Origin of the sequence: Sphingomonas sp. IW22, assembly GCF_041321155.1 — a bacterium.
GTDB lineage: Bacteria > Pseudomonadota > Alphaproteobacteria > Sphingomonadales > Sphingomonadaceae > Sphingomonas.
Window position 1 is genome coordinate 1 of sequence record NZ_JBGGWB010000011.1, and the last position, 23,985, is coordinate 23,985.

Genomic DNA, 23,985 nt, shown 5'->3' on the forward strand with positions numbered 1-23,985 from the left:
AAAAACATGCCAGCGGTCATGGCAAGCGCGCCAGCAAGGCCGCCGCTGATCCAACCCACGAAGGTAGCGAAGATCACGAGGGGGGCTGGCAGGATGCCCGACAGACCCAAGCCATCAAGGAACTGCGCGTCGGTCATCCATCCCCGGCCGACCGTATCGTTGCGGATGAACGGGATGGCGGTGTAGGCTCCGCCGAAGGTCAGGAGTCCACCCTTCAATCCCGCCCAGAACAGCGCGGCGATGGCAGGCGCTGGTTCCTTGGTGCCCGTCATTATTTCGGCACCCCCGGGACTTCCTGCCCAGGTCAGAGCCGCCAGGCCAACGGCAAGCGCGACCACGACCGCGGCGAGCGCGTAGCGCCCGGTTGATCCGAGCGCGTAGGCCGCGCCGGCCGCCGGAAGCACGATCCAGAAGCTGACGCCGGCGAGCGAGGCGGCCGCCGCCGCAATCGCTGCGGCCCAAAGCCACGGGTCGAACAAGATGTGCTCACCGATGCGATGGACCGCGCGGACAATGACGGCGATCACCGCTGCTTGGATGCCCAAGAATGCGGCTCCGAGGAGCGTTCCTTGAATCGGGAGCCGCGTGTACGCCCAGGCAAGCGCGAGCATGAGCACGAGGCCGGGCAACATAAAGCCGAGCCCTGCCAGAAGGCCGCCCAGTCGCCCCTTGGCGCGGATGCCGAGATGGACGCAGAGTTCATGCGCCTCCGGCCCGGGAAGCACCTGCATAACTGCGAGCAGCTTGTTGAATCGGTCGCTGGGTATCCAGCGTTCCTCGTCCACCAGCTCGCGCCGGATCATTGCGATCTGCGCTACGGGGCCGCCGAACGCCATCATGCCGAAGCGCAAGAAGCGCAAGAATAGCGCGGGATAACTTAGCTCTGGCAGCTGGGCTTCATCCAGAGCCGCGCTCGCCGGGGCAGGATGTTCGATGCTCGACATGTCCTGCTCCCCTTATGCGCCGCGTCGCTTGGTGAAATGTGCGTAGAAGCCATCGAGCGCGCCCGACCCTTGGGCAATGCGCTCGTTGTCGCCGTCGGTGCTCGCGCAGATGCCATTGATGAGCGCGGCGATGCCGGCGGTCTCCGGCCTACCGAACTTGTCGTCGGCGATGTCGAGGTCGTGGATGATCTCGGCAAGTGCAACGAGCGCCTGATCGCCGTCGAGCCCCGTCCGATATGTCAGCGTTTCGAAGGTGCAGTGGTCGCCTTCGTGCGTGAACTCCGCGTCCGCCATGTCGAAGCGAAGCTCGCCGGGCTCGGGCTGGTAGTCCTTGCCGTCCACGAACTTGAAGCTGGGGCTCGGGTCGATGAACCGGCGGATAAGCCAGGCCGAGGCGATGCGATCGACATGCACGTGCCGGCGCGTGACCCAAGTGCGGCCTTTCAGCTCCGCCGGCGTCAGCTCCGGCGCTCCCGGCCCGCTCACGTCCGGGTGGCGGCCGGCGCGCCCCTCCGCTTGGGCTATCGCGGCGTCCGCCGCCTGCCGTCCATGCGCGCCGAAGAAGTCGACCGCTGCGATCTCGTCCAGGCGTTTACGCAGGCGGCGGACGTCGGCGGACGACACGTATTCCGCCTCGGCGATCATACGCGCTTCGCGCGCCAACTCCTCGTAATCCGCGTCGCGGGCCGCGTCGAACACGGCGCGAAGCTCCGCATCAACCATCCCCTCAACTAGCCGGGCTTTCAGGATCAACGCCTCGCCACCCCCTGCGGTGATCTCCGCTCTGAGTTCCTCGAAGAGCGCGCGGGTGTCGTCGCGAGCAGGGAGCGCGTGAACGGCATTCTTGAGGGGAGCGGCTCCCATTGCTTGCAAGCGCCGCCAGACCCGCACGCGCAGATAGGCGGGCTTGGCCGGGAGCTGTGGGATCAGGAGCAGCCAGTCACGGGGCTCGGGCGAAGAAGCATCAGCCATGAAGCAACTGTAACATAGCGACGCAACGAACGTACACTTGTATCGTTTGCTTGGGTGGATTAAAAGTTGGGGTGAGGAGACCGCAATGCGAGCTGTTGGATCAGGTGCTGCCGCCATGCTGGCGTGCCTGGCGTGCCCAGCGGCCTCGTCTGCCGCGGCCCAACCTCGCTATGAGACGGTTACGCAGTTCTATCGGACGTGTGTCGACGAGACGAAAAGGAAGGTGAACGGTCGGTGCGAAGCGTATCTCGCTGGTGCCGCCGAGGCGCTTTCCGCTTTCGGCAACGGCGGCAGCGAAGCCGGAATCTGCGGCCGGGGCGTCCGATCGGGCGAGCTGAGCCGTATCTTCCCGGCGTGGGCGGTAGAGAACCGTCACGCAGCCAACCTGCCCCGGTTGGCGGGTGTGACGATGGCGCTACGCCAGCGCTTCCCATGCCGACAAACCAATTGAGATCGAGGAGAGAAGCATTGCGTCACTTGTTGCTCCCGCTGGCGATCGCGCTCGCCGCACCGGCCGCCGCCCAGACAAACCCGCAAGCGACACCGCCCGAGGCGCACGGCGACAGGTGGGCGCTCGTGGACAAGAGCCTCGGCCGAGCGGGAACGACGCAGCCCGACGGCGTTCGCCGGTATGGGTTCCCGCGCAGCGATCTTAACGTCCAGCTCGACGGTGTGGCAATCAAGCCGGCGCTTGCCCTCGGCTCCTGGGCGGCGTTCCACCCCATGGGCAATGACGTGATGGTCATGGGTGACCTCGTGCTGACGCATGAGGAGGTAAATCCGGTCATGAGCCGGTTGCTGGCATCCGGCTTCACGATCACCGCGCTCCACAACCATCTGCTTCGTTCCGCGCCCGCGACCATGTACATGCACATCGGCGGCCATGGTGACCCCGTGAAGCTTGCGGCCGCCCTCCGTGAAGCGCTCGCCGCCAGCCGGACACCGATGACGGCACCATCCAGGGATTCGCAACCGCCGTCCGCCGGCGCGGGGTCGTCGCAGCCAATCGCCCTCGACACCGCCGCGCTTGACCGGCTGATGGATGGCAAGGGTAAGCCCAACGGTGGGGTCTATCAGTTCAGCTTTCCCCGCGCGGAGAAGCTGAGCGACGGCGGCATGCCCGCGCCAGCGTCCATGGGCACCGCAACCGCGATCAACTTCCAGCCGACCGGCTCGGGCCGGGCGGCGATCACCGGTGACTTCGTGCTCACCGCCGCCGAGGTCGATCCCGTGCTCCGCGCACTACGCGCGGGGGGCATCGAGGTCACCGCGCTTCACAATCACATGCTGGATGACCAGCCCCGGCTCTTCTTCATGCACTTTTGGGCGAATGACGACGCCCAGAAGCTCGCACGCGGGCTCCGTGCAGCACTGGATAAAACCAATGTGCAACGGAGCTGACCTATGACACGAAACTGGTGGACGGCGCTGTTCGCCGCAGCCGCGCTGGCGCCTACAGGCGCGCTCGCTCAAGACGAAACGCCGAGCGATATGCAGGGTCTGGCGCTGCTCACGAGCTGCCGGGCAGGCGAGTCGGGCTGCGGAGCTTATCTTCAGGGCATCGTTGACATGATGATCGCCCAGCAGAGTGTCTGTAATCCGCCTCGTTATAACCGTCACCGGTTGCGGACCGCCTATGTGCGCTGGGCGGAAGTCAACACGTACTTCCATGACAAGCACATGATGGCGGGCGCGGAGCGCGCGATGAGTGAGACCTGGCCGTGTCCGTCGAACTCACCACGATGACGATACCTAGTGTCACAACCGGTCATTTTTCTGAACAGCCGTGCTCGACCGAGTCAACGGTGGCTTTCAGGCGCCCATCAGCGCGAGCGGAACGACAGAGAATGGATCGCAGCGGCCACGGCTTGTCGCGGAAGTCCTGATTTCTGCAGCGACGAGAAAGCGAGCTGCTTGCGACGGCGGGGCGCTGTCGTAAAAACCTGCTGCAAAAAGGTAGCGTAGGACCACCGAGCTAAGAATCAAAAAGGCCCGCCAGAGGCGGGCCTTGAGGCTCCTTTGACGATGAGGGGGGGCTTGCGCCCGCGTTCTCAAAGCCGGAGATGCCGATATAGCGATGTTGACGGCATCGTCAACTTTCTGCTGACAGGATTCAACGTTGCCCTTCACCCTCGACCAACTCCACGAGTTGCCGATCGTTATCTCCGCTCCCCGCTTCGCAACCTACCTGCAGGCGATGGGCAATGATCGGGAACGAGCACTGGAGATGTACGAGTGGAACCTGGACCTCTCCGCTGCTCTGATCGTCCCGCTGCAGGTCTGCGAGGTCGCGATGCGGAACGGCATCGCGGAAGCAATCGAAGCCGTGCACGGAGCAAACTGGCCGTGGAACAACGGCTTCATCCGCAGCCTTCCGCGACCCAAGCGGCAGACCGACTACAATCCGGCTTCAGACCTGATGCGCTGCGCTGCGCTGCTCCCAACAACAGGCAAGATTATTGCCGAACTGAAGTTCGCCTTCTGGGAGAAGATTTTTACCGCTGGCCAGGATAGCCGCATCTGGAACGCCCATTTTCGTGCCTGCTTCCCTGGCGCACCGGCCGCGCAAACCATCGCACAATGCCGCGTCGTCGCTCACACCGATTTGCGCATCATACGACGGCTCCGAAACCGGATCGCGCACCATGAGCCGATCTTCACCCGGAATATCGCTGACGATTACCAGCGCATCCACGACATGATCGCCTGGCGTAGCCAGACCGCTGCCGCCTGGATGGACAACAAGCAATCGGTTCTCGCGCTGCTGCCTCGCCGACCATAGCTGCTCGCTCCTCAACGCGGCTTAAAAGCCGCGGTTGATGAGGCGTTGCACCTTCTCCATTTCCCTGGCGGCCCGCATCATTGGACTGTCCTGCAGTTCACGCATCAAACGCACCGTTGGGTTGTTCTGAAGCTCCTCGATGGCGCGCATCGTGGGGCTGTTCCGAAACTCCTCGATCGCTCGCAAGGCCGGGCTTTCCTGGTAGCGACGGGCCGCCTCCTGAGCCGCCCGCATACCTGGGCTGTTCATCATCTCCTGGGCGGCGCGGAAACCTGGCCCCAGCGCCTCCTGCATCTTCCGGTGTGCTTCCACGATGTTGCGGCCCGTGCGGGGCGAGTAGGGCGCGCTCACGCGGTGTGCCGGCGTCGATGCGGCTGCACGCCTGGCCTGAGCCTCCGCCATATACTCGGCCCTGCCCGCCTTCCATTTCACCTGCAGTCGCCGAATGTTCGACGGCTCGGGCTTATCGAGAGCACGCCGGATCGCGGTTGTGGGCCGAAGCGCCGGGTTCGCTACGATCATGTCCGCCACCTTCTTGAGGGTGGGGCCGTCGTCCAGGCCCGTGCCAACCGGCCGGCCACGGCTCCGCTTGTTGCTATTCATGGTCCATCCTTTCATTTGCTGCGCAGCAAGATGACCGCGAACTTGGCAAGTTCAAGCGATAAGAAACAAGACAAAGAGCGAGGATAAATAGGATCGAAAACTGGAACTACTGCAGCAGGAGCGAGGATAAATGCGAACATTATTCTCGCTGTCGCTACGGCCGGCCGCGCAGGCCCTCTCCGGCCTCGCTGAATACCATCAACCGCTCAGGCTCCGCCGCGAACCAAGCGTAGCTGCCCCATGCGAGGCTATCGACCGTCTTCTTGAACGGCCCGGCGCTACGGTCGAGATAGGCGGTGACGAACGCGACGTGCTCGGCCGGGAAACCCGCGTCGGCGACCAGCTCCTCCAGCGCCTCCTTGCGGCGCTGGCTGATCGGACCATCGGTCGCGACCACCTCCACGAACACCAGCAGCGGATGCACCGGGCCAAGATCGACCAGGATCGTATCCGGCAAGTTCTTGTCGGCCTGGATGGCAAGGCCAATCGATCGCGCCAGCGCATCGTCGCGCGCGACCACCTTGTTCCCGCTCTCGCTGAGGAACACCACGGCAGGGGCGGTGAGAAAGGCGGGCGCGAACACCTCCACCACTGCTTTGGTGATTTCGGAACTTGGCCCCGGCTTCATCCGGCGCGTCTCGCCGTTAGGGAAGGTAACAAGCACCTGGTCCGCGCTGACGCCGGCGCCCTGGCGCACGATCGCCAACCGGGCGAGCGCGCCCTTGTTCAACGCCTCAGCCTGCCATGCCGCAATGCGGGCCTGCAGCGCCTCCCCGGTCAGGGCAGGGTCGAACAGTGCGGCAAAGCTCGCCTTCAAGGCGTAGCGCGGCTTGCTCGATGTGGTGGCAAGATCGGTGCGCTCGGTCACGGCACCGATCGCCACTAGCCCCTCGCGCAACGTCTCGTCACGGATCGGCTCACGGGTGTTGTCTTGATACCAGCGCCGGCCCTCGGTCTGGCTGCCAGTACGTAAGACCCCTGTCGCATAGGCGCTGCGGCTCGCATCATCGACAAGAACCGCCTGCTCGTCGGTCATGCGATAGACGTGCTTGGGACCAAGCATCGTCCCGCTGCCCTCGATGGCGTCGATATAGAGCGCGACGAACACCGTGCTCGCAGCCAGCATCCGGGTCAGATAGGCGCGGTTGGGCGCGCCATCGGGGAAGATCTCCTGCAGGCGGGCGTGAACGTCATCGCGGGTCAGCATCGGCATCATGGCGCAACCTGCCCATAAAGCCGCGCGAGTTCGTCCTCGATCTCGGCACTGCAGGCTCCGCGGCCAACCAGCGCCTCCACCTGTCTCATCGCCGCAGGAGAGGGCAGGGGCAGCGCCTCCATCTCAAACGCCGACACGGCAACGCTACCGTTGATGCAGCGGAAGAGCTGGTCAACGATCCGGCTGTTCAGCACCGCCGCAACCGTCGCTGGCGATACGGCAGGACGTGCGACCGGGCGGACCATGTTCAGATGGTTCTCGACCACCACACCGCCGTGCTGGGCAATGAAGTCAGCCGGCAACTCGGCCGCGATCAGCCGACGTGCCTGCTCCTTGGAGGTGGTGCGCTGAACGAGGACGCACGCCTCCTCGACCAATAGCCAGGCGTCGCCACGCTCGATCTTGAAATAGGGCGCGTGATTGCGCTTCTCGGCTCGGAACGCGAACCGGCCGTCTGCAGACACGGCTTCGGCCCATATGAGCGGATGCACGCCGCGGGCAGAGCGCTGCCGCATCTGGTCCTTATAGCGGTTCCACACCAAGGGACCGGTGGACACGCTGTAGCCCCAATCGGCAAGCCGCGCCGGCATGGCCTCCGCCTTGGCGATCAGGGCACTGTGGCGCGGCTCACGCGGCGCAAGCCAAGGTTGCGATGCGGGGGAGGGGAGCCCGATCGTGCCGTTGCGGATAAGGCGTGCCTCGCGCTCGCTCGTAACCTCGACATAATGGACCTGAGCGCGCCCGGGCTTGGCGCCGCGGCGATAGGCGGCCAGCAACGTCTCCTGCAGCACGTCCTCGAACACGCCGCGACGGGCATGAACGAAGTCGATTGCGGCCGGGGGGGCCTCCTTCGCCATCAGCTCGCGCAGCGCGGAATAGTAATGGCCGGACAGAAAACTGGTGGGGGTGAGATAGGCGATGGTGCCGCCCTTTTTCGTCCAGCGCACGGCAATGTCGGTGAAGACGCCATAGAGGTTCGCGTGGCCGTAGAGGCCACGCGCGAAGCGCTGGCGCTGTGCGGGGGTGAGGGTGACGCGCCCATAAGGCGGATTACCAATCACCAAGTCGAAGCGGGCGGCCGGCGCCTCCTCCAGCGTGTCGGCAACGCGCACCACAGTCGGCGCGGCGCGACCTGCAGCCGAAGTCACGTCCGCCAGCAACAGCTCGATCGCGTTCTGCCCAAAACCGGCGGCATAGGGGTCCAGCTCCAGCCCGACCAGGCGCGTGCCGATCTGCCGCAGCACGAACGCCGGCTCGGCTGCGGGAAGGGCTGCAATCATCCGTTCGGCTGCAGGCAGCAGGAAAGCGCCCCCGCCGCTTGCCGGGTCGAGCACGCGAGCGCGGGTCCAGTTGATCCCCTGTTCCTCGGCCATGTCGAGCAAGCGGTTCGCTAGCGCCGGCGGGGTGTAGAACGCCCCCAATGCCCCACGCTCCCGTGCGGCAAGCAAGGTCGTGTAGAGGCCCGTCAGGAAATAGACGGCCTCGGTGATCGGCAGCGGTGCAGCCTCGCGGCCGACCACCTGCGCCAGCTCGGCAACAGCGCGGTCGAGCCGACCATAAGGTTTGGCGAAAGGCGCGCTGAGGCTCGCATGGGGTCGGGCCTCAGCGCTGTAAGTCTCGATTGCGGCGCGAGTGAACAGCGCCGCCATGTCGCGGCGCTTCGGCTCGGGAAGCGTCCCCGCCCACGCTCGCGCAAGCTGGCGCGCACGGGCCAGCTCGTAGCGTTGGGCTTCAAGGTCTGCAGGCAGGTCACGCGGAAGGGCAGGGGCGAGGCTCACGCTGCGATCGACCGGTTGCGGTAATCGCGCAGGACGCGCTGCACGGTCGAACGCGACACCCGGAACAAGCTGGCGAGCTGGGCGGGCGATCCCTGGCCTGACTCCGCCTTGGCGATGATCTCCGCACGCTGTTGACCGGTGAGGCTCGGCCGACGCCCGAGATGACGGCCCGCTTTCCGTGCGTGCGCCAACCCGTTCATGGTCCGCTCGCGGATCATGGCGCGCTCGAACTCCGCGAAGGCACCCAAGGTCTGGGTCATCAGCCGGCCTGCCGGCGTCGTCGTGTCCACGGCTTCGGTCAGTGAGCGGAAGCCGGCCCCCGCGGCAGTGATCGCCTCCAGCGTGAACAGAAGATCGCGCAGCGAGCGCGACAACCGATCAAGTTTCCACACCACCAGCACGTCACCTGGCTTCAACGCATCGAGCGCGCGCGCCAATTCAGGACGGCTTGCTTCGCCACCAGACGCCTCCTCCCGGAACACCGGATCGCATCCCGCCGCGGTGAGTGCAGCGAGCTGGGCATTGAGGTCCTGATGATCGCCGCGGGACACCCGCGCATAGCCGATTTGCATCACGGCGTTCTGACACGGGATTCTGACACCTGTAAACCCATGGAAAAGCTAGGGTGACTTGCTGGTGTCAAAACCGTCCGGGCCTGTTGAAAAATGCCGGACATGCCGGGTTGCTCCTTCGTTTCGCCCCTACTGAGAGGAGCGCCGCCATGATGGGACCAGCCTGTTGCGGTGGGCGGGAAGGGGCGTCCCGCCGCACCATAGAAGCCATGTTGCCCGCAGACCACCTGCTGCGTCGCATCGATAGATGTCTCGACACAAGCGAGCTTAAGCAAGCACTGACCGGGCATTACAGCACACGGGGGCGACCATCGATCGACCCCGAACTGCTGATCCGTATGACCTTGATTGCCCGCATCTACGCGATCGCGTCCGAGCGGCGCCTGTGCGAGGAGCTGCGCTACAATCTGGCCTACCGCTGGTTCTGTCGTCTCTCGCCAGCAGATAGGGTTCCGCACCACTCGACGTTCAGCAAGAACCGGCATGGCCGCTTTCGCGACGCCGGCGTGTTCCGGGTCCTGTTCGAGAGCACGGTCCGACACTGCATCAGTGCAGGGCTGGTCGGCGGAAAAGACGCCGCGATCGACGCATCGTTCATAGCCGCTGATGCGAGCTGGCAGCGCAAGACCGTGCCAGGCTACCTGCCGTATGTCGCGAACGCGTCGCGCGCGGTTCGGGAATGGATCAAGGACACAGGCGATGCCGTCTGGGAACTGGCGCGCTCGAACAGCTGCCAAGGCGTCTCTCGAACGGATCCTGCCGCGGCTTGGTCTGCGCGAACGGTGCGTGGCCGGTTCGGCTACGCCCTCAACGCGCTGGTCGACACCCCGAGTGGCGTTGCCCTTGATGTCGAGGCGACGCCGGCTCGCTTTGCGGAGGAGGTCGATGCCGGCCGCGTCATGCTCGCGAGGTCGGCAGATCGGTTCGACTTCCATCCCAAGCGGGTTGCTGCCGATAAGGCCTACGGCAGCGCCGGTTTCCTCGGCTTCGTGCGGGACCACGGCGCAATTCCGCACATCCCGGTGATCGACCGGACGCAGCAGACCGGGGGCAAGCTGTCGCGAACGGCCTTCAGCTATGATCGTGACACCGACACCTTTATCTGTCCGACCGGTAGGCTCCTCCGGCACCACGCATTTCACCTGCCCACCGGCGTACACCGTTATGCCGCCGATGTCCGGGACTGCGAGGCATGCGTGCTTCGAAAGAAATGCACGAAGGCGCGGCGTCGTACCGTGGTCCGCCTGGACGATGAGGACGTTCGCGATCTTGCCAGAGCCGAAACGGAAACCGGCCTCTACAAGCGTTCGATGCGGTTGCGGCGAGGGGTCGAACGGTTCTTCGCTGACGCCAAGGGCAAGCATGGCATGAGGCGGCTTCACCTGCGGGGCATACGCGGAGCTGAAGAAGAGTTCCTGATCGGCGCGGCGGTGATAAATCTGATGATCCTGGCGCGGCCCCAGCGGCTGACGGGCAAGCCGCGCCGGGGAGTATGCGTCCCCGCAGCGCTGACGCCGGCTGCGATTGCGGCCCGGTCGATTGAACACGACGTTATCGCCTCTCCTGCTCGACGATATGCCTAATCGCTGAGGCGCGGCGTGATTCATCACGCGGCTTGCAGCCGTTCTTTGCGATACGGCACACCGTCGAGCAGCGCCTGGCCCGGCGCCTTGGGCGTGCCGTCGCCATTCACGTACATATAGAGTGTCGTGGTCGTCATCCCGAGACGGCGCGCGACATCGGCTGCGATCGCGTTGCGGTCGGACATGGCGGCCATTGCCATCGCCAGCGTGGCCTTATCCATCTTGCGAGGCCGACCGCCCATCCGGCCCCGTGCACGTGCAGCAGCAAGCCCCGCCTGCGTGCGTTCAGCAATAAGCTCACGTTCGAACTCGGCGAAAGCCGCGAAGATGCCGAAGGCAAGGCGGCCGTTAGCTGTCGTGGTGTCGATCTGCGCGCCGGCGCCCGCCAGCACCTTCAGCCCGATGCCGCGTTCGCGTAGCGCCTCGGCCGTGACTACCAGATGGCGGAGGTCGCGCCCAAGACGATCCAGCTTCCAGAGGACCAGTGTGTTGCCGGGCTGCAGTGCCTTCAGGCACGCGGTCAGGCCAGGTCGCGCGTCATGCCGCCCCGACGCGAGGTCTTCATAAATTCGCGAGGGATCGACGCCGGCAGCGAGCAACGCATCGCGCTGGGGTGCCAGCGTCTGTGACCCGTCAGTCTTGGACACCCTCACATATCCGATGAGCATCATTACCCTGCCAGAAAAGACATCCGGTACCCTGCAATGTGCCGGTGGTTTCCGCAACGGGTTTTCCGATCTTCGGAATGCGCTGAGGAGGCAAAATCCTCGACCGCCAGAAAACCGGTCGTTTTTCTCGCTGATCGACCGTGAAACGAAACCTTGTCGTAATCACAACAAACCGCTGGCACGATGATAAGGATCGTTCGATGTGGCGAAGGCGTAAAGGGAAACAGCCACCTGATGCCACGCTGCATCCGATTTTTCTTGCGATTCACGCTGCCCCTGCTGATCACCGCGTGTAACGACCGGCAATCAGCTAGGGAGGCAGGTGCGCAGGTTGGCTCCATGACTATGTCGGTGCGTCCAGGGACGTCCGCATGTGGATCCGCACCAACTGTGGTAAAGTTGCAGGATTTCGCTGGAGTTACGTGGTGGACGGAGAACAAACACTGGTGCCGCGCGGCGGATCGCGGGCAGCCGGCGCAGGCGTGGGCACATGACACTGCGGGTGTCGGCACCCGGAGGTTGATCATTGCGGGGGAAACCATCGCCCTCCCCGATCCAGAGGCCCAGTTCACTCCCGTTCCCAATATGCCGCCGCCAGCGCCATTCGTGTCTTGGGGGAGCGACATTCGCTCGCGTGTGTTCGCGGCGAGCAACTGGCTTCGAGAGAGGAATGACTTCACCTGCGGCCGGACCTTCGCGGGTGTCGGATTCAGACTGACGACAGCAGGCTTTCGATAGGGCATTGCTCGATTATTTCGCTGGCAGCGAGGATCGAGACATTGCTGCTCTGATCGGACCCGGCCCACACGAAAACGTTCGCATCGTCCATGCCTCGGGCGATTTCGCGGTGCTGCGCGGCGATCTTGCCGCCATAAAGCCAATGCTTCAGTGCGACGGGATCCGGGAACTGCCTGCAGCGATCGGCCATTCGATTGAGGCGCCGTTCGCCGCCACGGCCTACCGCGCAGTGATCGACAGATTCCTCAGTGATTGCTTGGCATCGCGGAACTGAGGGTCTGTCCACTTCGGGAGCGTTCGTAAAAATATGCCTAGGAGATAGCATCATGAGCCTTTTGCGACTGGCACTTACTTTGGCCGCCACCGCGACTTCCTAAGGCAGCCATCTCCGCGGTACCGCCCCCAACCGCATCGGCAACGTTGACTATCCTGCCGGGCGGCATCGATCAAACTTGCGCGAGCGCAGCGAACACATGTCGCATTTGTATAGAGGGAGGAGGATCGTTGCTTTCCTGAAGGGTCAAACCGGACCACAGCGAAAGAAGGATGCGCGCCAGTTGAATGCTCGGTATGACCGGCGTCAGGCCGGTACGCCGTAGCAGATGGGACATTACACCGGCGAAAGCGGACTCGTACGCGATCTTGACCGGTTCGAAGCGAGCACGGAACGCGGCGTTGCGACGTGCGTGCAGGTGAAGTTCGACCACCAGAACCGAATAGCTGGCGTCGACGGACAAGGCATCCAGACTGGCACCGATCGTATCCAGGATGGCTTCCACCGTTTGATACCGGGTGTCTGCCACCAACATGTCGAACTTTCTTGCGAGGTTCGCCATATGCTCTTCGACCAGCGTGAAGAGCAGATCGTCCTTGCTGGCGAAATACGAATAGAATGCGCCCTGCGAAAAGCCGGCGCGTTCGCAGATGCCTCGAATCGAGGCGGCTGCGACCCCTCCTGCAACGATCAGCCCTATCGCGGCGTCGAGCAGTCGTGTCCGCGTCTCCATGCGCATCTCGGGACGCTTCCTGCGGCGTGGTACCGTCTGCGTCGTCGGTGTCGTCTCATAATCCACCGACACCAGATGCAGCCCGTTGGCGTCAAGGGCAACAGCCACACAGGCATTGCAACTAATATATCGCTTGATATGTTAATGACGCCCGCCTCAATGAAAGCCGTCATCCGTGACCACCCGCCGCCCCATCGCCTATCGCGACGATCTCGAAATCGAGCAGCCCGACGAAGCTGCGCTGACGCGTGAGATCGTGGCTCGAATGGCGGCGACACAGGCTGCTCACGCAGAGCGGCATCATCATGCGCACCGAGACGCACATGCGAAGAGCCATGCGATCCTGAAAGGGCGGATGACAGTCCATCAGGATCTGCCTGCCGAATTGGCGCAGGGCATCTTCGCCCACCCTGGCGAACATGAGATCGTAGCTCGACTGTCATCGGCGCCGGGTGATATTCACAGCGATGCAGTGCCGGCCCCGCGCGGCTTTGCGGTCAAGGTCATCGGCGTTGGGGGCGAGCGCCTGTCACCCACCCTCGGGGGGGCCAATCAGGATTTCCTGATGGTCAATTTTCCGACGCTCGCCTTTGGTACGATCGCCAAATACAAGGTCATGCTGGGTCTGCTTGAAAAGAACGCGGACGCGCCTGAGGCGGCGCAGCGGCTGATCGCCGCTGCCGCGCGTGGCGTGAAGGGCGCTGTGGAGGCGCTAGGCGGCAGCCCTAATGCCACGCTTGACGGACTGGCGCGCGACCATGCGAACATGCTGGGCGAGACATTTTATACGCAGGCGGCAATCCGCTACGGCGATCATGTTGCGAAACTGTCGCTGGCGCCGGTCGGGGGGGTGGCCGAACTGACCGGACGGCAGGTCGAGGCGGGCTTCTCGACCATGCGTGACGCGGTAGTCGACCATTTCCGGCACGCCGGCGCCACCTACGAATTACGCGCGCAGCTATGCGTCGACCCGGATACAATGCCGATCGAGGACGCGGCGGTCCTGTGGGATCCTGCCCTTTCACCGCATCGCGCGATCGCAACGCTGACCTTCCCTCCCCAGGATGCCTATGCCCCGGCCAGACAGGTGCATGGCGACGACCATCTCGCCTTCAACCCGTGGAACGGGGTCGCGGCGCATCGGCCGCTCGGCGGCATCATGCGAATCCGCAAGGCAGCGTATGAATCGTCCTCCAGCCAGCGGCACAGGCTGAATGCCGTGGCTCGGCGCGAACCACGCTCGCTTGATGAAATTCCGGACTGATCCGAACCAGAAGGAGCCGTTCATGGCCGACAGTAAAGATCCCAGGCTTGATGACGAAACCCGTCTGCAAGAGTTCCGTCGCCTCGCCGCAGAAATCGCCGCCGATGCCCCCACGCTGGCCAGGATCGCGATCGAAGGCTTGATCCGCAACCACAACCCTCTGTTCAAGGGCACCGCCGGGTCGGCGGGCCGGGCCGGCCGGCAATCGGGCAATGTGTCCGAACTGACTGCAATCGCCAAACTCAAGCCTGGCGGCGGCGACCGGCTGCGTCGCATCTTCAACCTGACCGGCGGCAATTTCGACGGCGCCCAGAAAGTTTCGACGCTGCATGACATGCGTTTCGTCCTGTTCGACGACGACACGCGCATCCTGTTCGCTACGGCGTACGACGGTGACTGGGATACCTATATCAACGACTTCGCGACCAAGATCCCTGACCTGATGGATCTCTTGTTCGCCAATGTCGAAGGGTGGCCGGGGATTGCCTCGCCTGACGTGAAGGATTTCATCGCCGATCACCAGATCGACGCGGCCGGTTGGTTCGTCGCCAACCCGCAGGTGACGGTTGTGGACGTGCGGCGGCTGCAGCGGATGGAGACGGCGCTCGATGCCTTCCTCGATACAATGGCCGGCAACACCGCTGTGGACCCCGCGACACGGGACGCGCTGGCCCTGCTGTCCAGGCAGGTGTCGGTGCCGCACGGAGTGGATTACTGATGGGTATCCTCCAGCACCTCAAGGACCGCTTCCGCCCTGACCGCGTGACGCTGCAGCTGGACGACATTCAGGCGTTGATCCTGCGCGCGCGGCCTGAACCGTATGTCGGCATTCACGCAATGCTTCACGTCGACGACGCCGCGGGTGGCCGCGATCTCCTGCGAAGGCTCGCGCCGCATATCCCTGCCGCAGCAGACTGGACCGAAGAGCTGACGGCATGGACCGGCGTGGCGATCAGTCACGCGGGTCTGAAGGCGCTTGGGGTGCCGGAAGGCTCGCTCGCCAGCTTTCCTCTGTCGTTTCGTCAGGGAATGGCGGCGCGCGCCGAGCAGCTGCGTGACGCGGGAGAGAATGCTCCCGAGCAATGGGAGGAGGCGTATCGCGACAATCGCTGCCACATCGCGCTCACCATCTTCGCTTCGGATCAGGCCCGGCTTGACGAAGCCACCGACCGGGCAATGTCCGAATATCATGCATCGAGCGGCGTGACGCTGATCGGAACACATCGTTTCGGAGCCGATGCGGATGCCAAGAACCCGTTCGGCTTTCGTGACTCGGTGTCGCAGCCGACCGTCGCGGGTGCCGGGGTCGATCCACAGCCGGGGCAGGAGCGCGCGATCGCGCCGGGCGAGTTCATCCTGGGCGAGGACAGCGAAACGGGAGCGCCGCTGGAGATACCGCAGCCTGACGCGCTGGGGCGGAACGGTTCCTATGTCGTGCTGCGCAAGTATGACAGTCGACCGGGCGCATTCAACGATTTCGTGCGCGGCCAGGCAAACGATGAGGCGGCGCAGGAGCTGCTGGCCGCCAAGATGTTCGGCCGCTGGCGATCGGGGGCACCGCTGATCCTGTCGCCGACCCGCGACGACGAAGAGCTGGGCGCCGATCCGGCCCGGCGCAACGACTTTGATTTCTCGGGCGACAAGGCGGGAATTGTCTGTCCGCATGGCGCGCACATGCGCCGCCTCAATCCGCGCGGTGAGCGACTGACGATCCTGACCGACGAAAACATCCACCGGATCATCCGCCGCTCTTCCACCTTCGGTCCGAAATGGTCGGCCGACCTGACTGCTGCCGACGATGGCGAGGACGATCGCGGCATCTTCTTCATCTTCATCTCGGCACGTGCGTTCGACACGATCGAGTTTCTGCAGCAGGAATGGATCAATCGCGGTAATTTCATCGACCTGGGGAAGGAGCGTGATCCTGTGGTCGGCCTGCATGAGGAACCCGGACGCTTCACCGTGCCTGCCGAGCCGGTTCGTCGCCGTATAGACGGTGTCACCACGTACAACCGGCTGCGTGGCGGCGAATATATGTTCATGCCTTCGCTCACCGCTTTGCGATGGATCGCGGCAGGATCGTGGAACTGAGATGCCTGACCATGGTCCGGGCCGCTACGTTGAATATCGGCATCCGATCAGGGTCGGTCCGGGAGCGATCGACGATCTCGATCATGTGAACAACGCCATCTATCTCATGTGGATGCAAGAAGCGGTCAACGCCTATTGGCGCAAGACCGCGCCGCCAGAACAGGTAGAGACGCTCGCCTGGATCGCGCACCGTCATGACGTGGTCTATCACAGGCCCGCCGTGCTGCACGATCTGATCGTCGCCGTAGTGCGCGTCATTGGTCATCAAGGATGTCGTGCCCACTTTGAAACTCGCTTCGAGCGAAACGGCGAAGACGTTGCCATAGTTGAGTCTACGCTGGTGTGCATCGATCGCGGGTCCAGGCAACTTGTGCGTATTCGTCCCGATCTTGCTCAGCATTTCTATCTTCGTGACACTGAAGCAACTACGGCTAGTGGAGCCATGCGATGACCAGACAGATCCTCCGCGCCGTTACGATAGCCGCAATGGCGTTTGTCAGTGGATGTACCACGGTGGAGCGCGTGCCGTTCACCGGGGCGCAAAGTGCCGCGGCCGCTATTGCCGGTGCGCCGGAGGTCCGTTTCTGGGCGGATCTGCCGGATGCCGCGCAGCGGATGCGACCCGATGTGCCGGCCGGGCAGCCGGTAACGATGCTGGCCCTTTCGGGTGGTGCTGACGAGGGTGCCTATGGCGCCGGTGTGCTCAACGGCTGGACGCAGAGCGGCACGCGTCCGGAGTTCAGCGTTGTCACCGGGGTCAGCACCGGGGCATTGATCGCTCCCTTTGCCTTTCTGGGCAAGGAAGGCGATGCATCGATCGCCCGGTTTTACACCAGCGTATCCGCAAGGGACATCTTCCATCCCCGCTTCCCACTTGCGATACCGGGATCGACCAGTGTCGCCTCCACCGCACCGCTTGCGAAACTGATCGCACGTGAGGTGACACCGGAACTTGTAGCGCGGATCGCGGAGGAGCAGGCCAAGGGGCGCCGCCTGTTCGTCGCCACCGCCAATCTCGACGCGCAACGCAGCGTGATCTGGGATATGGGGGCAATCGCCGCCAGCATGTTGCCGGACAAGGTCGAGCTGTTCCGGCGGGTATTGCTGGCATCGTCGTCCATTCCTGTGGTGTTTCCCCCGGTGGTGATCGACGCGTCCAGCAACGGGGCGCCCGTACGCGAGCTTCATGCCGATGGCGGGACGACCGCTGGCATCCTCGCAATCCCGCCGCAGCTCGCGGTCAGCGACGCGCCGATCGGGGACGCCGCCCGGCTGCACGTCTACCTGTTGATGAACAGCAGGCTTGGCGGCGATTTTCAGATGGTGACGCCGCGGCTCGTCCCGATCCTGAAGCGCGCCTTCGCGCTCAACCAGCAGGCAGCGCTGCTGACACTGGCGGAAACCAGCTACGTCTACGCGCATCGCCACGGCATCGACTGGAACTTGACGTTCATCGGGAACGACGTCGCACCCAGCGACCGCCTGTTCGAGAAGACCTACATGCGACGCCTGTACGCCTATGGCGTCGAGCGGGGACGCACTGGTTCGTGGCGCAAGACGCCGCCCACCCCGGCCGATCTTGCCGTCGCGGATCGTCTCGATCATCAATAGAACAGGATCATCGCGGTCGTGGTTCGTCGATTGCCGCGTATGGCCGGGATGACAGAATTGACGATGATCGGGGGCTGGGCAGGGTTCGGGATGGCACGCGCGACAATAATCGCGGCATCGCTGATGCCAATCGCTGCCGGCGCGGCAGCACAGGACGTCGCCATGACGTTCGATGCGGCAAGCCGACGCCTGGAGACGACCTCGCCAGCGCTGGCGGCCGCCGACCACGCAGAAGATGCGGCGCGCGAAACGGCAGCCGCGGTAGCGACGCTCAGGCGTCCGGTCGTTACCGCGTCGGCGCAGTACATTGCATATCAGAAGACGCTGGCGGTCGATCTGACCGGACAGAAAGAGGATGCGCGCGATGCGACGCAGGATTTCCTGTCCGGCATCCCGATGACCGTCCCGCCTGCGTTTCAGCAGATTGCATCCGACATCGTGGGCAGGATCGGGCAGGCTTTGCCCGGCCTGTTTACCGCGATCCCCGACCAGCTGAGCTATCGCTACCGTGACGATGTGTTTCGTCCAACGGTGCAGGGGGTACTGCCGCTCTATTCCGGCGGAGCGATACCTGCGATCCAGCGCGGCACCCGCGCAGCCGCTGAGATCGCCGCGGCGCGCGCGGCGCAAGGGCGCGACCTCGCGCAGCTCAACCTCATCCGCGTCTATTTCGGCGAACAGGCCGCTGCGGCGCTCGCCGCGTCGGCGCGGGAAAGCCGCGACGCACTCGACCGGCTGCTGTCGGACGTTCGCAAAATGGAGGCCGCGGGGGTCGTTGCTCACGCGCGCACGCTCGAGGCGCAGGTTGCGCGCGACAGCGCCGAGCGAACCTGGCAGCGCGCCGCGATCGCCCACGATGGCGCCCGGGACGACCTTGCCCGCCTGCTTGAGGTGGACCGGGTACGCCCCACCACCGGTCTCTTTGTCGTCAGTCATCCGCTTGCGCCCGCGGGCAGCTTCACCGGCGGCGAGGCAAGATTACCACAGACGCGGCAGGCCGACGCGGCAGGTGCGGTCGCCCGCGCCGGCGTGGATCTTGCGAGATCGCGCTACCGCCCGCAGGCGTTCGCGTTCGGCGAATACAATCTCAACCGATCGAATGCATTGCCGACCGAGCCTGACTGGGTGGCCGGAGTCGGCGTGCGCTACACATTGCTGTCCAACGTCGATCGTCGCCATGCCCTGAACGCAGCAAAGGCAAACGCCGCGGCCGCCGACGATGCCGCGCGTGAAGCGCGCAAGAGCGCGATTACCGCGACGTTGCGCGCGTGGGATCTGGTCGAATCGGCACGGCGCGCCTTTCTGCTGACCGACGGTTCGCTCGCGGCTGCACAGGAGAATTTGCGAGTGCAGGAGATTGCGTTCCGCGAGGGAGAAGCAACGATGACCGCGGTGCTGGCCGCGGAAGCCGCCCTTGCCACGGCCCGCACGCAGCGGGCGGCGATCGCCTATGAATATGACCTCGCGCTGGCGGCGCTCCTGTCGGCATCGGGCCAACTCGATACGTTCGCGGATCATATCGCCGGCGCCGACATCAATCTGGCCACGGATGCCCGCCCATGACCGATCCGGCAGTCGACGTCGATCCTGCCGCCCCCTCGCGCCGCGCGCGCTGGTTGCTGTGGATCGGCATCGCCGTCGTCGTCGTAATCGTTGGCCTCGGGCTGTGGCTGGCGAGCCGTCCCGCGCCCGAACAATGGCAAGGCGAGGTGGAGGCAGATGAGATCAATGTTGCCACCAAGGCGCTGGCTCGTGTGGAGACGCTGGCGGTGGACGAGGGCGACCGGGTCCGCCGCGGGCAGGTGATGGCGATCCTGTCGGCGCCGGAGATCGATGGTGGTCAGCAGCAGGCGCAGGCGGCGCTCGACAGCGCACGGGCGCTGCAATCTGTGGCCATCGAGGGGGCCAGGGCGGAAGACCTGACCTCATTGCGTTCCACCTGGCTGGCGGCACAGGCGACGGCCGACCTGGCCGCGGTGTCGAGCCGCCGTGCCGACACGCTTTATGCGCAAGGCGTTATCGCCGCGCAGCGCCGCGACGAGGCTCATGCCGCGCGCGACAGCACCGGCCGTGCGGCGGAGGCGACAAAGGCCCAGTACGACAAGGCACGCGCCGGCATCAGGCCGCAAAATCGCACGATCGCCGACGCGCAGGTCCGCGCCGCCGGAGCCGCGACCGCGACCGCTGCCGCACTGGAGCGCGAGAAGCGGCTCGTGTCTCCGATCGACGGCGAGGTGTCACGCCGGTTGCTGCGCCCCGGCGAGATCGTGAGCCCGATCCTGCCGGCGTTTCAGGTGATCGACGTCGATCACCCGCACGTTGCGTTGACCGTGCGCGAAGATGCCTATCACGGACTGACGCCCGGTCGCCTTCTCGTCGGCCACGTCCCGGCGCTCGGCCGCGACCTACGGTTCCGGATCAGCCACATTGCGCCGCAAGGCAGTTTCGCGACATGGCGCGCCACGCGCCAGTCGCGCGGCTATGACGTCCGCGCGTTCGAGGTCACGCTGAAACCCGAAGGCGGGGCGCAAGGGTTGCGGCCGGGCATGAGCGTCCTGTTCGAACCGCCGGCGTGACGCCCGCGATGGTCACCCTGTTTAATGCGTGCCGGGCCGAATGGGGCCGCATCATTTCGACGCCCGTCGATCTGGCGTTGCTGACTGTCATGCCGCTAATCTTGCTGGGCGCGATGGCAGCGATGCTATCTGCAGGATCGCCGCACCATTTGCCCACCGTCATTGTAGATCGTGACGGCGGCGTGCTGGCCCGGCGCATCGTGCGCGCCATCGACGCCTCCCCAGGCCTGCGGATTGTCGGCCGGGTGCCCGACGTTGCTGCCGCGGTGACGATGATGCGGCGCGAACAGGCGGTCGCCGCCGTGGTGATCCCCCGGGGCGTCGGGACCCGTAATGCCGGTCGCGCCCCGGTCGAGATATTCCATCAGGCGGCGTTCCTGTCGACGGGGGCACTCGCGGCGACGAACCTGCGCGTTGCAGTCGCCGCCACGCTGGCGCAGTACGGGGCGTCCACCCACGGCTTGGCGGGACTGGCCGCGGTCGATCCGGCGTTGCTGCCCGGCGTGCAGGTGACGGTGCTCGGCAATCCATCGCTCAGCCTGGAATGGTATCTAGGACTGCTGCTGGGCCCAGGGGTGTTGCACCTGTTGATCGCGGTTGCCTGCGTGGGAAGCATCGGGGTGCTGATGAACGATGGCTCGTTCGCCGCGTTCGCCGTACGGGGTGGCGTTGCGGCAACGCTGGCCGGGCGGCTTTCTCCTCATGTGATTGCGGGAACGTTCTGGGGTGTTGCGTGGCTGCTGTGGCTCACGCTCGCACAAGGCTATCGCGCAGACGGATCGCTGCTGCTGATCGTGGCGGGGCAAGCATTGCTGTTCGTCGCCACCGCGGCGGTCGCGCTATTGCTCGTCGCTGCAACGCGCAGCATTGCCACCGCCTTGTCGGGCGCTGTCATCGTTGCGGGATCGGCGCTCGCCTATTCGGGCGCTTCGCTGCCGATCGATGGCGCGGGCCTGTTCGCGCGGGTCTGGCACCAGGTGTTGCCGCTGACCCACTACATGACGCTGCAGATGGATCAGGTGCTTGGTGCCTCCGCCGGGCCGTTCCTGAAGGCAGCGGGAACGCTGCTGGTGTATCCGCTGGTCGCAGGCGGTCTGGGCATAATCCTTATCCGCCGTGACCGGGAAGGCCGATGACGTTTCGCGCGGCTCTCGAACACACGCTATTGACGATCGTCACCACGCGCGATCTCCTGTCGCTCGCGATATTGTCGGTGCTGCTCTATGCCTTCTACTATCCAGCGCCCTATGCGCACCAGTCCGCCCGCGCGCTACCCGTGGTGGTTGTGAACGACGACGGCGGGACCGCCGCGCGCCGCCTGCTCGACGATCTTGGCGAAACGCGCAGCGTCCGCGTCGTCGGCGAGGTTCCCGACATGGTCGCCGCGCGCGGTGCCGTGCGTGACCGGAAGGCGGACGGCATCCTGCTGATCTCGCGCGATTTTACCGGCGGCGCGCTGACGGGTAGAGGTACGGCGGGCATCGCATTGTGGCTGAACGGGACGTATCTGCTGCGTGCGCAGAGCATCGGCACCGGCGTCGCGGCGACGCTGGCCGGCGCGATCGACCGCTGGCGCGCGGCGCAAGGCGGTGCCCGGCTTGCGGCGATGCCGACGATCCTTGTCCACCCGTTGTTCAACACCACGCTCGGCTACCGCGACTACATTTTCCCGGCGGTTGCCAACATCATCCTGCAGCAGACGCTGTTGCTCGCCTGCGCCCGGCTGATGGCGGAACGCCAACGCCGCAGGGAACGGCGGATGTCCGTCGCAGCCGCGCTTGGCATGTGGGCGGCATGCACCCTTGTCGGCGTGCTGTCCGCCTTGCTCTATTTCGGAATGATCTATTGGATCCAGGATATCCCGCACGCTGGGGCGCTGCCGGCGCTCCTCGTCGCAGTTCCTGTCTTTGCGGCAACCGTGGCGGCGCTCGGGCTGTTGCTGGGTAAGTTGTTCAACAGCGGCGACGATGCATTGAAGATCCTGTTGCCGACATCTGTGCCGCTCGTGTTTCTAGCGGGTTTTGCCTGGCCACTCCACGCAATGCCGGGCTGGCTTTCTGCGCTGGCCTGGTTTTCCCCCGCCACCTGCGCCATGCATATTTTCGTTCCTTTGAATCAGATGGGTGCAAGCTTGGAGGACGTATTTGGTCCACTGGCCAAGCTTATGGCACTCTTGGCGCTTTATGGAGGGCTTAATATCTGGAGTAGCACCAACAGCGCGCGTTGAATTTTTCAACAGCCACGTCCGGTTATGACACCAGCAACCTAAGCTCGCTCTGTATCCGCCGCAGGGCCTTTCAATCCTGGCGGCGGCAGGTCGGCATCCGGATCGCGTCCCTGTAGCTTGTCTAGGAGACGCATAGCCGGCGTGACGGTCAGCCCGTGGAGGAGGATGGAAAACAGCGCCACCAATCCTACGATGGCCCACAGCCGCTCGCCTCCGGCAAGCTCAACGTGGTTCAGCGCATAAGCCAGGTAATAGAAGGAGCCGACACCGCGGATGCCAAAGAAGGCAAGGGCCATCTTCTCGGAGAGGTCTGCCCGCAAACCGGCAAGCCCTATCAGGCCGGTAACGGGCCGCACGACGAGGATAATGATCGCAGCGGCCAGTACATCTACCCAACCAATCGGTTGAAGGAGCCCACTGACCAGCGCACCACCGAACAGGATCAGGAGCACCATCATGCCGATGCGCTCCACCTGTTCGGTGATGTCGTGCATCTCGCGGTTGAACTCATGATCGCGATGCGAGCGGCGAAGCGTCAATGCGGTGATGAAGACAGCCAGAAAGCCGTAGCAGTTGAGCAGCTCGGTCACGCCGTAGGAGACGAAAGTCGCGGCAATGGCGATCAGGCCATCCCCGGTCTGAGCCAGCTTGGTTTCCGCTGGCACGTGAAAGGTCAGCCAGCCGAACAGGCGGCCGATCAACCAACCGCCGACGACACCCACGCCGATTTCCCACAAAACACTATGGAACACCCATTCGCGCGCCCAAGGCTCTCCGGTGCTCGCCGAAATGCCCAGCGCGATAGCGAGGTTGACGAACGGAAAGGCAAAACCGTCGTTCAGGCCCGCTTCTGACGTTAAACCGAAGCGCACCTCATCTTCCTCTCCGGTCTTGGGAGGACCGACCTGCACGTCTGACGCGAGCACGGGATCAGTGGGAGCGAGGCAAGCCCCAAGCAGAAGCGCCGCGATCCATGACAGGCCCAAGCCCCAGCCTCCGATCGCCGTGATCGCCGCGATGCTGAGGGGCATCGTGACCGCAAGCAGCCGCCAGGTCACATTCCATCGGCGCCAGCTGAATACGCGATCCAGCTTCAGGCCTGCGCCCATCAGCGCGATGATAACGATGAACTCGGTGAAGCGCTCGGTGATGTCGGCGTAAGACAGCGGCAAAGGCCGCAGCGACACAGCCGGCAACGAGAAGACCACGGCTCCGATCCCGATACAGATGATCGGCAGCGACAGCGGCAATCGTTTCAACGCAAGCGGCAGCCATGCTACGAGGGCGATCAGGACTCCGGCACCTGTCAGCCAGAGGATATAGGGTTCAGGCGATGAAAAGCTGGGCACCTGC

24 protein-coding genes are annotated in these 23,985 nt (G+C 64.5%); 15 read left to right on the top strand and 9 right to left on the bottom strand.

Going from position 1 to position 23,985, the window contains the following annotated elements; translation table 11 throughout:
- The coding region (gene chrA / locus ACAX61_RS18660) for a chromate efflux transporter (protein WP_370716119.1) at nucleotides 1–944 on the bottom strand (944 nt) is incomplete at its 3' end.
- Nucleotides 945–956: 12 nt separating this feature from the next.
- Nucleotides 957–1,916, bottom strand: a complete 960-nt coding sequence (locus ACAX61_RS18665) for a chromate resistance protein ChrB domain-containing protein (protein ID WP_024021614.1) — start codon at nucleotides 1,914–1,916, stop codon at nucleotides 957–959.
- 115 nt (nucleotides 1,917–2,031) lie between these two features.
- Between ACAX61_RS18665 and ACAX61_RS18670 the strand changes: the two genes are divergently transcribed.
- The 4 genes from ACAX61_RS18670 to ACAX61_RS18685 all read left to right on the top strand — a co-directional run bounded on the left by ACAX61_RS18670 (nucleotide 2,032) and on the right by ACAX61_RS18685 (nucleotide 4,698).
- Nucleotides 2,032–2,367, top strand: coding sequence for a Rap1a/Tai family immunity protein (locus tag ACAX61_RS18670; protein WP_369691212.1), 336 nt, complete (start codon nucleotides 2,032–2,034; stop codon nucleotides 2,365–2,367).
- Nucleotides 2,368–2,384: 17 nt separating this feature from the next.
- Nucleotides 2,385–3,317 carry a DUF1259 domain-containing protein gene (locus ACAX61_RS18675; RefSeq protein WP_037531219.1) on the top strand — a complete coding sequence of 311 codons (933 nt, stop codon included), beginning with the start codon at nucleotides 2,385–2,387 and terminating at the stop codon, nucleotides 3,315–3,317.
- A gap of 3 nt (nucleotides 3,318–3,320) precedes the next feature.
- Nucleotides 3,321–3,662: a Rap1a/Tai family immunity protein gene (locus tag ACAX61_RS18680; RefSeq protein ID WP_024021617.1), complete on the top strand. Its 342-nt coding sequence runs from the start codon at nucleotides 3,321–3,323 to the stop codon at nucleotides 3,660–3,662.
- 373 nt (nucleotides 3,663–4,035) lie between these two features.
- Nucleotides 4,036–4,698 (top strand): hypothetical protein, encoded by a 663-nt coding sequence (locus ACAX61_RS18685; protein ID WP_061781020.1) that lies wholly within the window; start codon nucleotides 4,036–4,038, stop codon nucleotides 4,696–4,698.
- A 21-nt stretch (nucleotides 4,699–4,719) separates the two neighbouring features.
- On the opposite strand, the gene ACAX61_RS18690 is transcribed toward ACAX61_RS18685, so the two are convergent.
- From ACAX61_RS18690 to ACAX61_RS18705, 4 genes are all read right to left on the bottom strand, one after another.
- The gene (locus tag ACAX61_RS18690) at nucleotides 4,720–5,301 is read right to left on the bottom strand and encodes a hypothetical protein (protein WP_061781021.1); all 582 of its coding nucleotides are present in this window, start codon (nucleotides 5,299–5,301) and stop codon (nucleotides 4,720–4,722) included.
- A gap of 154 nt (nucleotides 5,302–5,455) precedes the next feature.
- Nucleotides 5,456–6,508, bottom strand: coding sequence for a BsuBI/PstI family type II restriction endonuclease (locus tag ACAX61_RS18695; protein WP_217996065.1), 1,053 nt, complete (start codon nucleotides 6,506–6,508; stop codon nucleotides 5,456–5,458).
- Nucleotides 6,509–6,513: 5 nt separating this feature from the next.
- Nucleotides 6,514–8,295: an HsdM family class I SAM-dependent methyltransferase gene (locus tag ACAX61_RS18700; RefSeq protein WP_061781023.1), complete on the bottom strand. Its 1,782-nt coding sequence runs from the start codon at nucleotides 8,293–8,295 to the stop codon at nucleotides 6,514–6,516.
- Nucleotides 8,292–8,867: a recombinase family protein gene (locus ACAX61_RS18705; protein WP_061781024.1), complete on the bottom strand. Its 576-nt coding sequence runs from the start codon at nucleotides 8,865–8,867 to the stop codon at nucleotides 8,292–8,294. The genes ACAX61_RS18700 and ACAX61_RS18705 overlap by 4 nt, the downstream gene beginning before the upstream one ends.
- A gap of 209 nt (nucleotides 8,868–9,076) precedes the next feature.
- Here ACAX61_RS18705 and ACAX61_RS18710 point away from each other — a divergent pair, with 209 nt between their 5' ends.
- A complete protein-coding gene (locus tag ACAX61_RS18710; RefSeq protein WP_370716120.1) occupies nucleotides 9,077–10,450 on the top strand; it encodes a transposase in 1,374 nt (457 codons plus the stop codon).
- A 23-nt stretch (nucleotides 10,451–10,473) separates the two neighbouring features.
- Here ACAX61_RS18710 and ACAX61_RS18715 read toward each other — a convergent pair whose 3' ends face one another.
- Nucleotides 10,474–11,118 carry a recombinase family protein gene (locus tag ACAX61_RS18715; RefSeq protein WP_370716130.1) on the bottom strand — a complete coding sequence of 215 codons (645 nt, stop codon included), beginning with the start codon at nucleotides 11,116–11,118 and terminating at the stop codon, nucleotides 10,474–10,476.
- 742 nt (nucleotides 11,119–11,860) lie between these two features.
- On the opposite strand from ACAX61_RS18715, the gene ACAX61_RS18720 reads away from it, so the two are divergent.
- Nucleotides 11,861–12,130 (top strand): hypothetical protein, encoded by a 270-nt coding sequence (locus tag ACAX61_RS18720; protein ID WP_116462793.1) that lies wholly within the window; start codon nucleotides 11,861–11,863, stop codon nucleotides 12,128–12,130.
- A 172-nt stretch (nucleotides 12,131–12,302) separates the two neighbouring features.
- Here ACAX61_RS18720 and ACAX61_RS18725 read toward each other — a convergent pair whose 3' ends face one another.
- Nucleotides 12,303–12,971, bottom strand: coding sequence for a TetR/AcrR family transcriptional regulator (locus ACAX61_RS18725; RefSeq protein ID WP_370716121.1), 669 nt, complete (start codon nucleotides 12,969–12,971; stop codon nucleotides 12,303–12,305).
- Nucleotides 12,972–13,038: 67 nt separating this feature from the next.
- Between ACAX61_RS18725 and ACAX61_RS18730 the strand changes: the two genes are divergently transcribed.
- Genes ACAX61_RS18730 through ACAX61_RS18770 form a run of 9 tightly spaced genes read left to right on the top strand, consistent with a single transcriptional unit; the run spans nucleotide 13,039 to nucleotide 22,632 of the window.
- The gene (locus ACAX61_RS18730; RefSeq protein WP_239017960.1) at nucleotides 13,039–14,127 is read left to right on the top strand and encodes a catalase family protein; all 1,089 of its coding nucleotides are present in this window, start codon (nucleotides 13,039–13,041) and stop codon (nucleotides 14,125–14,127) included.
- A 22-nt stretch (nucleotides 14,128–14,149) separates the two neighbouring features.
- Nucleotides 14,150–14,845 (top strand): hypothetical protein, encoded by a 696-nt coding sequence (locus ACAX61_RS18735; RefSeq protein ID WP_066693438.1) that lies wholly within the window; start codon nucleotides 14,150–14,152, stop codon nucleotides 14,843–14,845.
- The gene (locus ACAX61_RS18740; RefSeq protein ID WP_066693436.1) at nucleotides 14,845–16,218 is read left to right on the top strand and encodes a Dyp-type peroxidase; all 1,374 of its coding nucleotides are present in this window, start codon (nucleotides 14,845–14,847) and stop codon (nucleotides 16,216–16,218) included. The genes ACAX61_RS18735 and ACAX61_RS18740 overlap by 1 nt, the downstream gene beginning before the upstream one ends.
- A 1-nt stretch (nucleotide 16,219) precedes the next feature.
- Entirely contained in the window at nucleotides 16,220–16,669 is a 450-nt protein-coding gene (locus ACAX61_RS18745) for an acyl-CoA thioesterase (RefSeq protein WP_069319930.1), read from the top strand.
- Nucleotides 16,666–17,829, top strand: a complete 1,164-nt coding sequence (locus ACAX61_RS18750) for a patatin-like phospholipase family protein (protein ID WP_114688833.1) — start codon at nucleotides 16,666–16,668, stop codon at nucleotides 17,827–17,829. The genes ACAX61_RS18745 and ACAX61_RS18750 overlap by 4 nt, the downstream gene beginning before the upstream one ends.
- Before the next feature lie 39 nt (nucleotides 17,830–17,868).
- A complete protein-coding gene (locus ACAX61_RS18755; protein ID WP_370716122.1) occupies nucleotides 17,869–19,392 on the top strand; it encodes a TolC family protein in 1,524 nt (507 codons plus the stop codon).
- Entirely contained in the window at nucleotides 19,389–20,405 is a 1,017-nt protein-coding gene (locus ACAX61_RS18760) for an HlyD family secretion protein (protein ID WP_370716123.1), read from the top strand. The genes ACAX61_RS18755 and ACAX61_RS18760 overlap by 4 nt, the downstream gene beginning before the upstream one ends.
- 8 nt (nucleotides 20,406–20,413) lie before the next feature.
- Nucleotides 20,414–21,541: an ABC transporter permease gene (locus tag ACAX61_RS18765; RefSeq protein ID WP_370716124.1), complete on the top strand. Its 1,128-nt coding sequence runs from the start codon at nucleotides 20,414–20,416 to the stop codon at nucleotides 21,539–21,541.
- Complete coding sequence (locus ACAX61_RS18770; protein ID WP_370716125.1) at nucleotides 21,538–22,632, top strand: ABC transporter permease; 1,095 nt, start codon at nucleotides 21,538–21,540, stop codon at nucleotides 22,630–22,632. Before ACAX61_RS18765 ends, ACAX61_RS18770 begins: the two co-directional genes overlap by 4 nt.
- 38 nt (nucleotides 22,633–22,670) lie before the next feature.
- Here ACAX61_RS18770 and ACAX61_RS18775 read toward each other — a convergent pair whose 3' ends face one another.
- Nucleotides 22,671–23,981, bottom strand: a complete 1,311-nt coding sequence (locus ACAX61_RS18775) for a cation:proton antiporter (RefSeq protein WP_061781003.1) — start codon at nucleotides 23,979–23,981, stop codon at nucleotides 22,671–22,673.
- Nucleotides 23,982–23,985 lie beyond the last annotated feature (4 nt).

Bases quoted from the DNA above. Each gene is read 5' to 3' on its own strand.
- ACAX61_RS18760 (WP_370716123.1), top strand. From the start codon at position 19,389: ATGACCGATCCGGCAGTCGACGTCGATCCTGCCGCCCCCTCGCGCCGC.
- ACAX61_RS18690 (WP_061781021.1), bottom strand. From the start codon at position 5,301: ATGAATAGCAACAAGCGGAGCCGTGGCCGGCCGGTTGGCACGGGCCTG.
- ACAX61_RS18665 (WP_024021614.1), bottom strand. From the start codon at position 1,916: ATGGCTGATGCTTCTTCGCCCGAGCCCCGTGACTGGCTGCTCCTGATC.
- ACAX61_RS18670 (WP_369691212.1), top strand. From the start codon at position 2,032: ATGCTGGCGTGCCTGGCGTGCCCAGCGGCCTCGTCTGCCGCGGCCCAA.
- ACAX61_RS18735 (WP_066693438.1), top strand. From the start codon at position 14,150: ATGGCCGACAGTAAAGATCCCAGGCTTGATGACGAAACCCGTCTGCAA.
- ACAX61_RS18695 (WP_217996065.1), bottom strand. From the start codon at position 6,508: ATGCTGACCCGCGATGACGTTCACGCCCGCCTGCAGGAGATCTTCCCC.
- ACAX61_RS18745 (WP_069319930.1), top strand. From the start codon at position 16,220: ATGCCTGACCATGGTCCGGGCCGCTACGTTGAATATCGGCATCCGATC.
- ACAX61_RS18715 (WP_370716130.1), bottom strand. From the start codon at position 11,118: ATGCTCATCGGATATGTGAGGGTGTCCAAGACTGACGGGTCACAGACG.
- ACAX61_RS18750 (WP_114688833.1), top strand. From the start codon at position 16,666: ATGACCAGACAGATCCTCCGCGCCGTTACGATAGCCGCAATGGCGTTT.
- ACAX61_RS18755 (WP_370716122.1), top strand. From the start codon at position 17,869: ATGGCCGGGATGACAGAATTGACGATGATCGGGGGCTGGGCAGGGTTC.
- ACAX61_RS18705 (WP_061781024.1), bottom strand. From the start codon at position 8,867: ATGCAAATCGGCTATGCGCGGGTGTCCCGCGGCGATCATCAGGACCTC.
- ACAX61_RS18770 (WP_370716125.1), top strand. From the start codon at position 21,538: ATGACGTTTCGCGCGGCTCTCGAACACACGCTATTGACGATCGTCACC.
- ACAX61_RS18680 (WP_024021617.1), top strand. From the start codon at position 3,321: ATGACACGAAACTGGTGGACGGCGCTGTTCGCCGCAGCCGCGCTGGCG.
- ACAX61_RS18740 (WP_066693436.1), top strand. From the start codon at position 14,845: ATGGGTATCCTCCAGCACCTCAAGGACCGCTTCCGCCCTGACCGCGTG.
- ACAX61_RS18710 (WP_370716120.1), top strand. From the start codon at position 9,077: ATGTTGCCCGCAGACCACCTGCTGCGTCGCATCGATAGATGTCTCGAC.
- ACAX61_RS18765 (WP_370716124.1), top strand. From the start codon at position 20,414: ATGGTCACCCTGTTTAATGCGTGCCGGGCCGAATGGGGCCGCATCATT.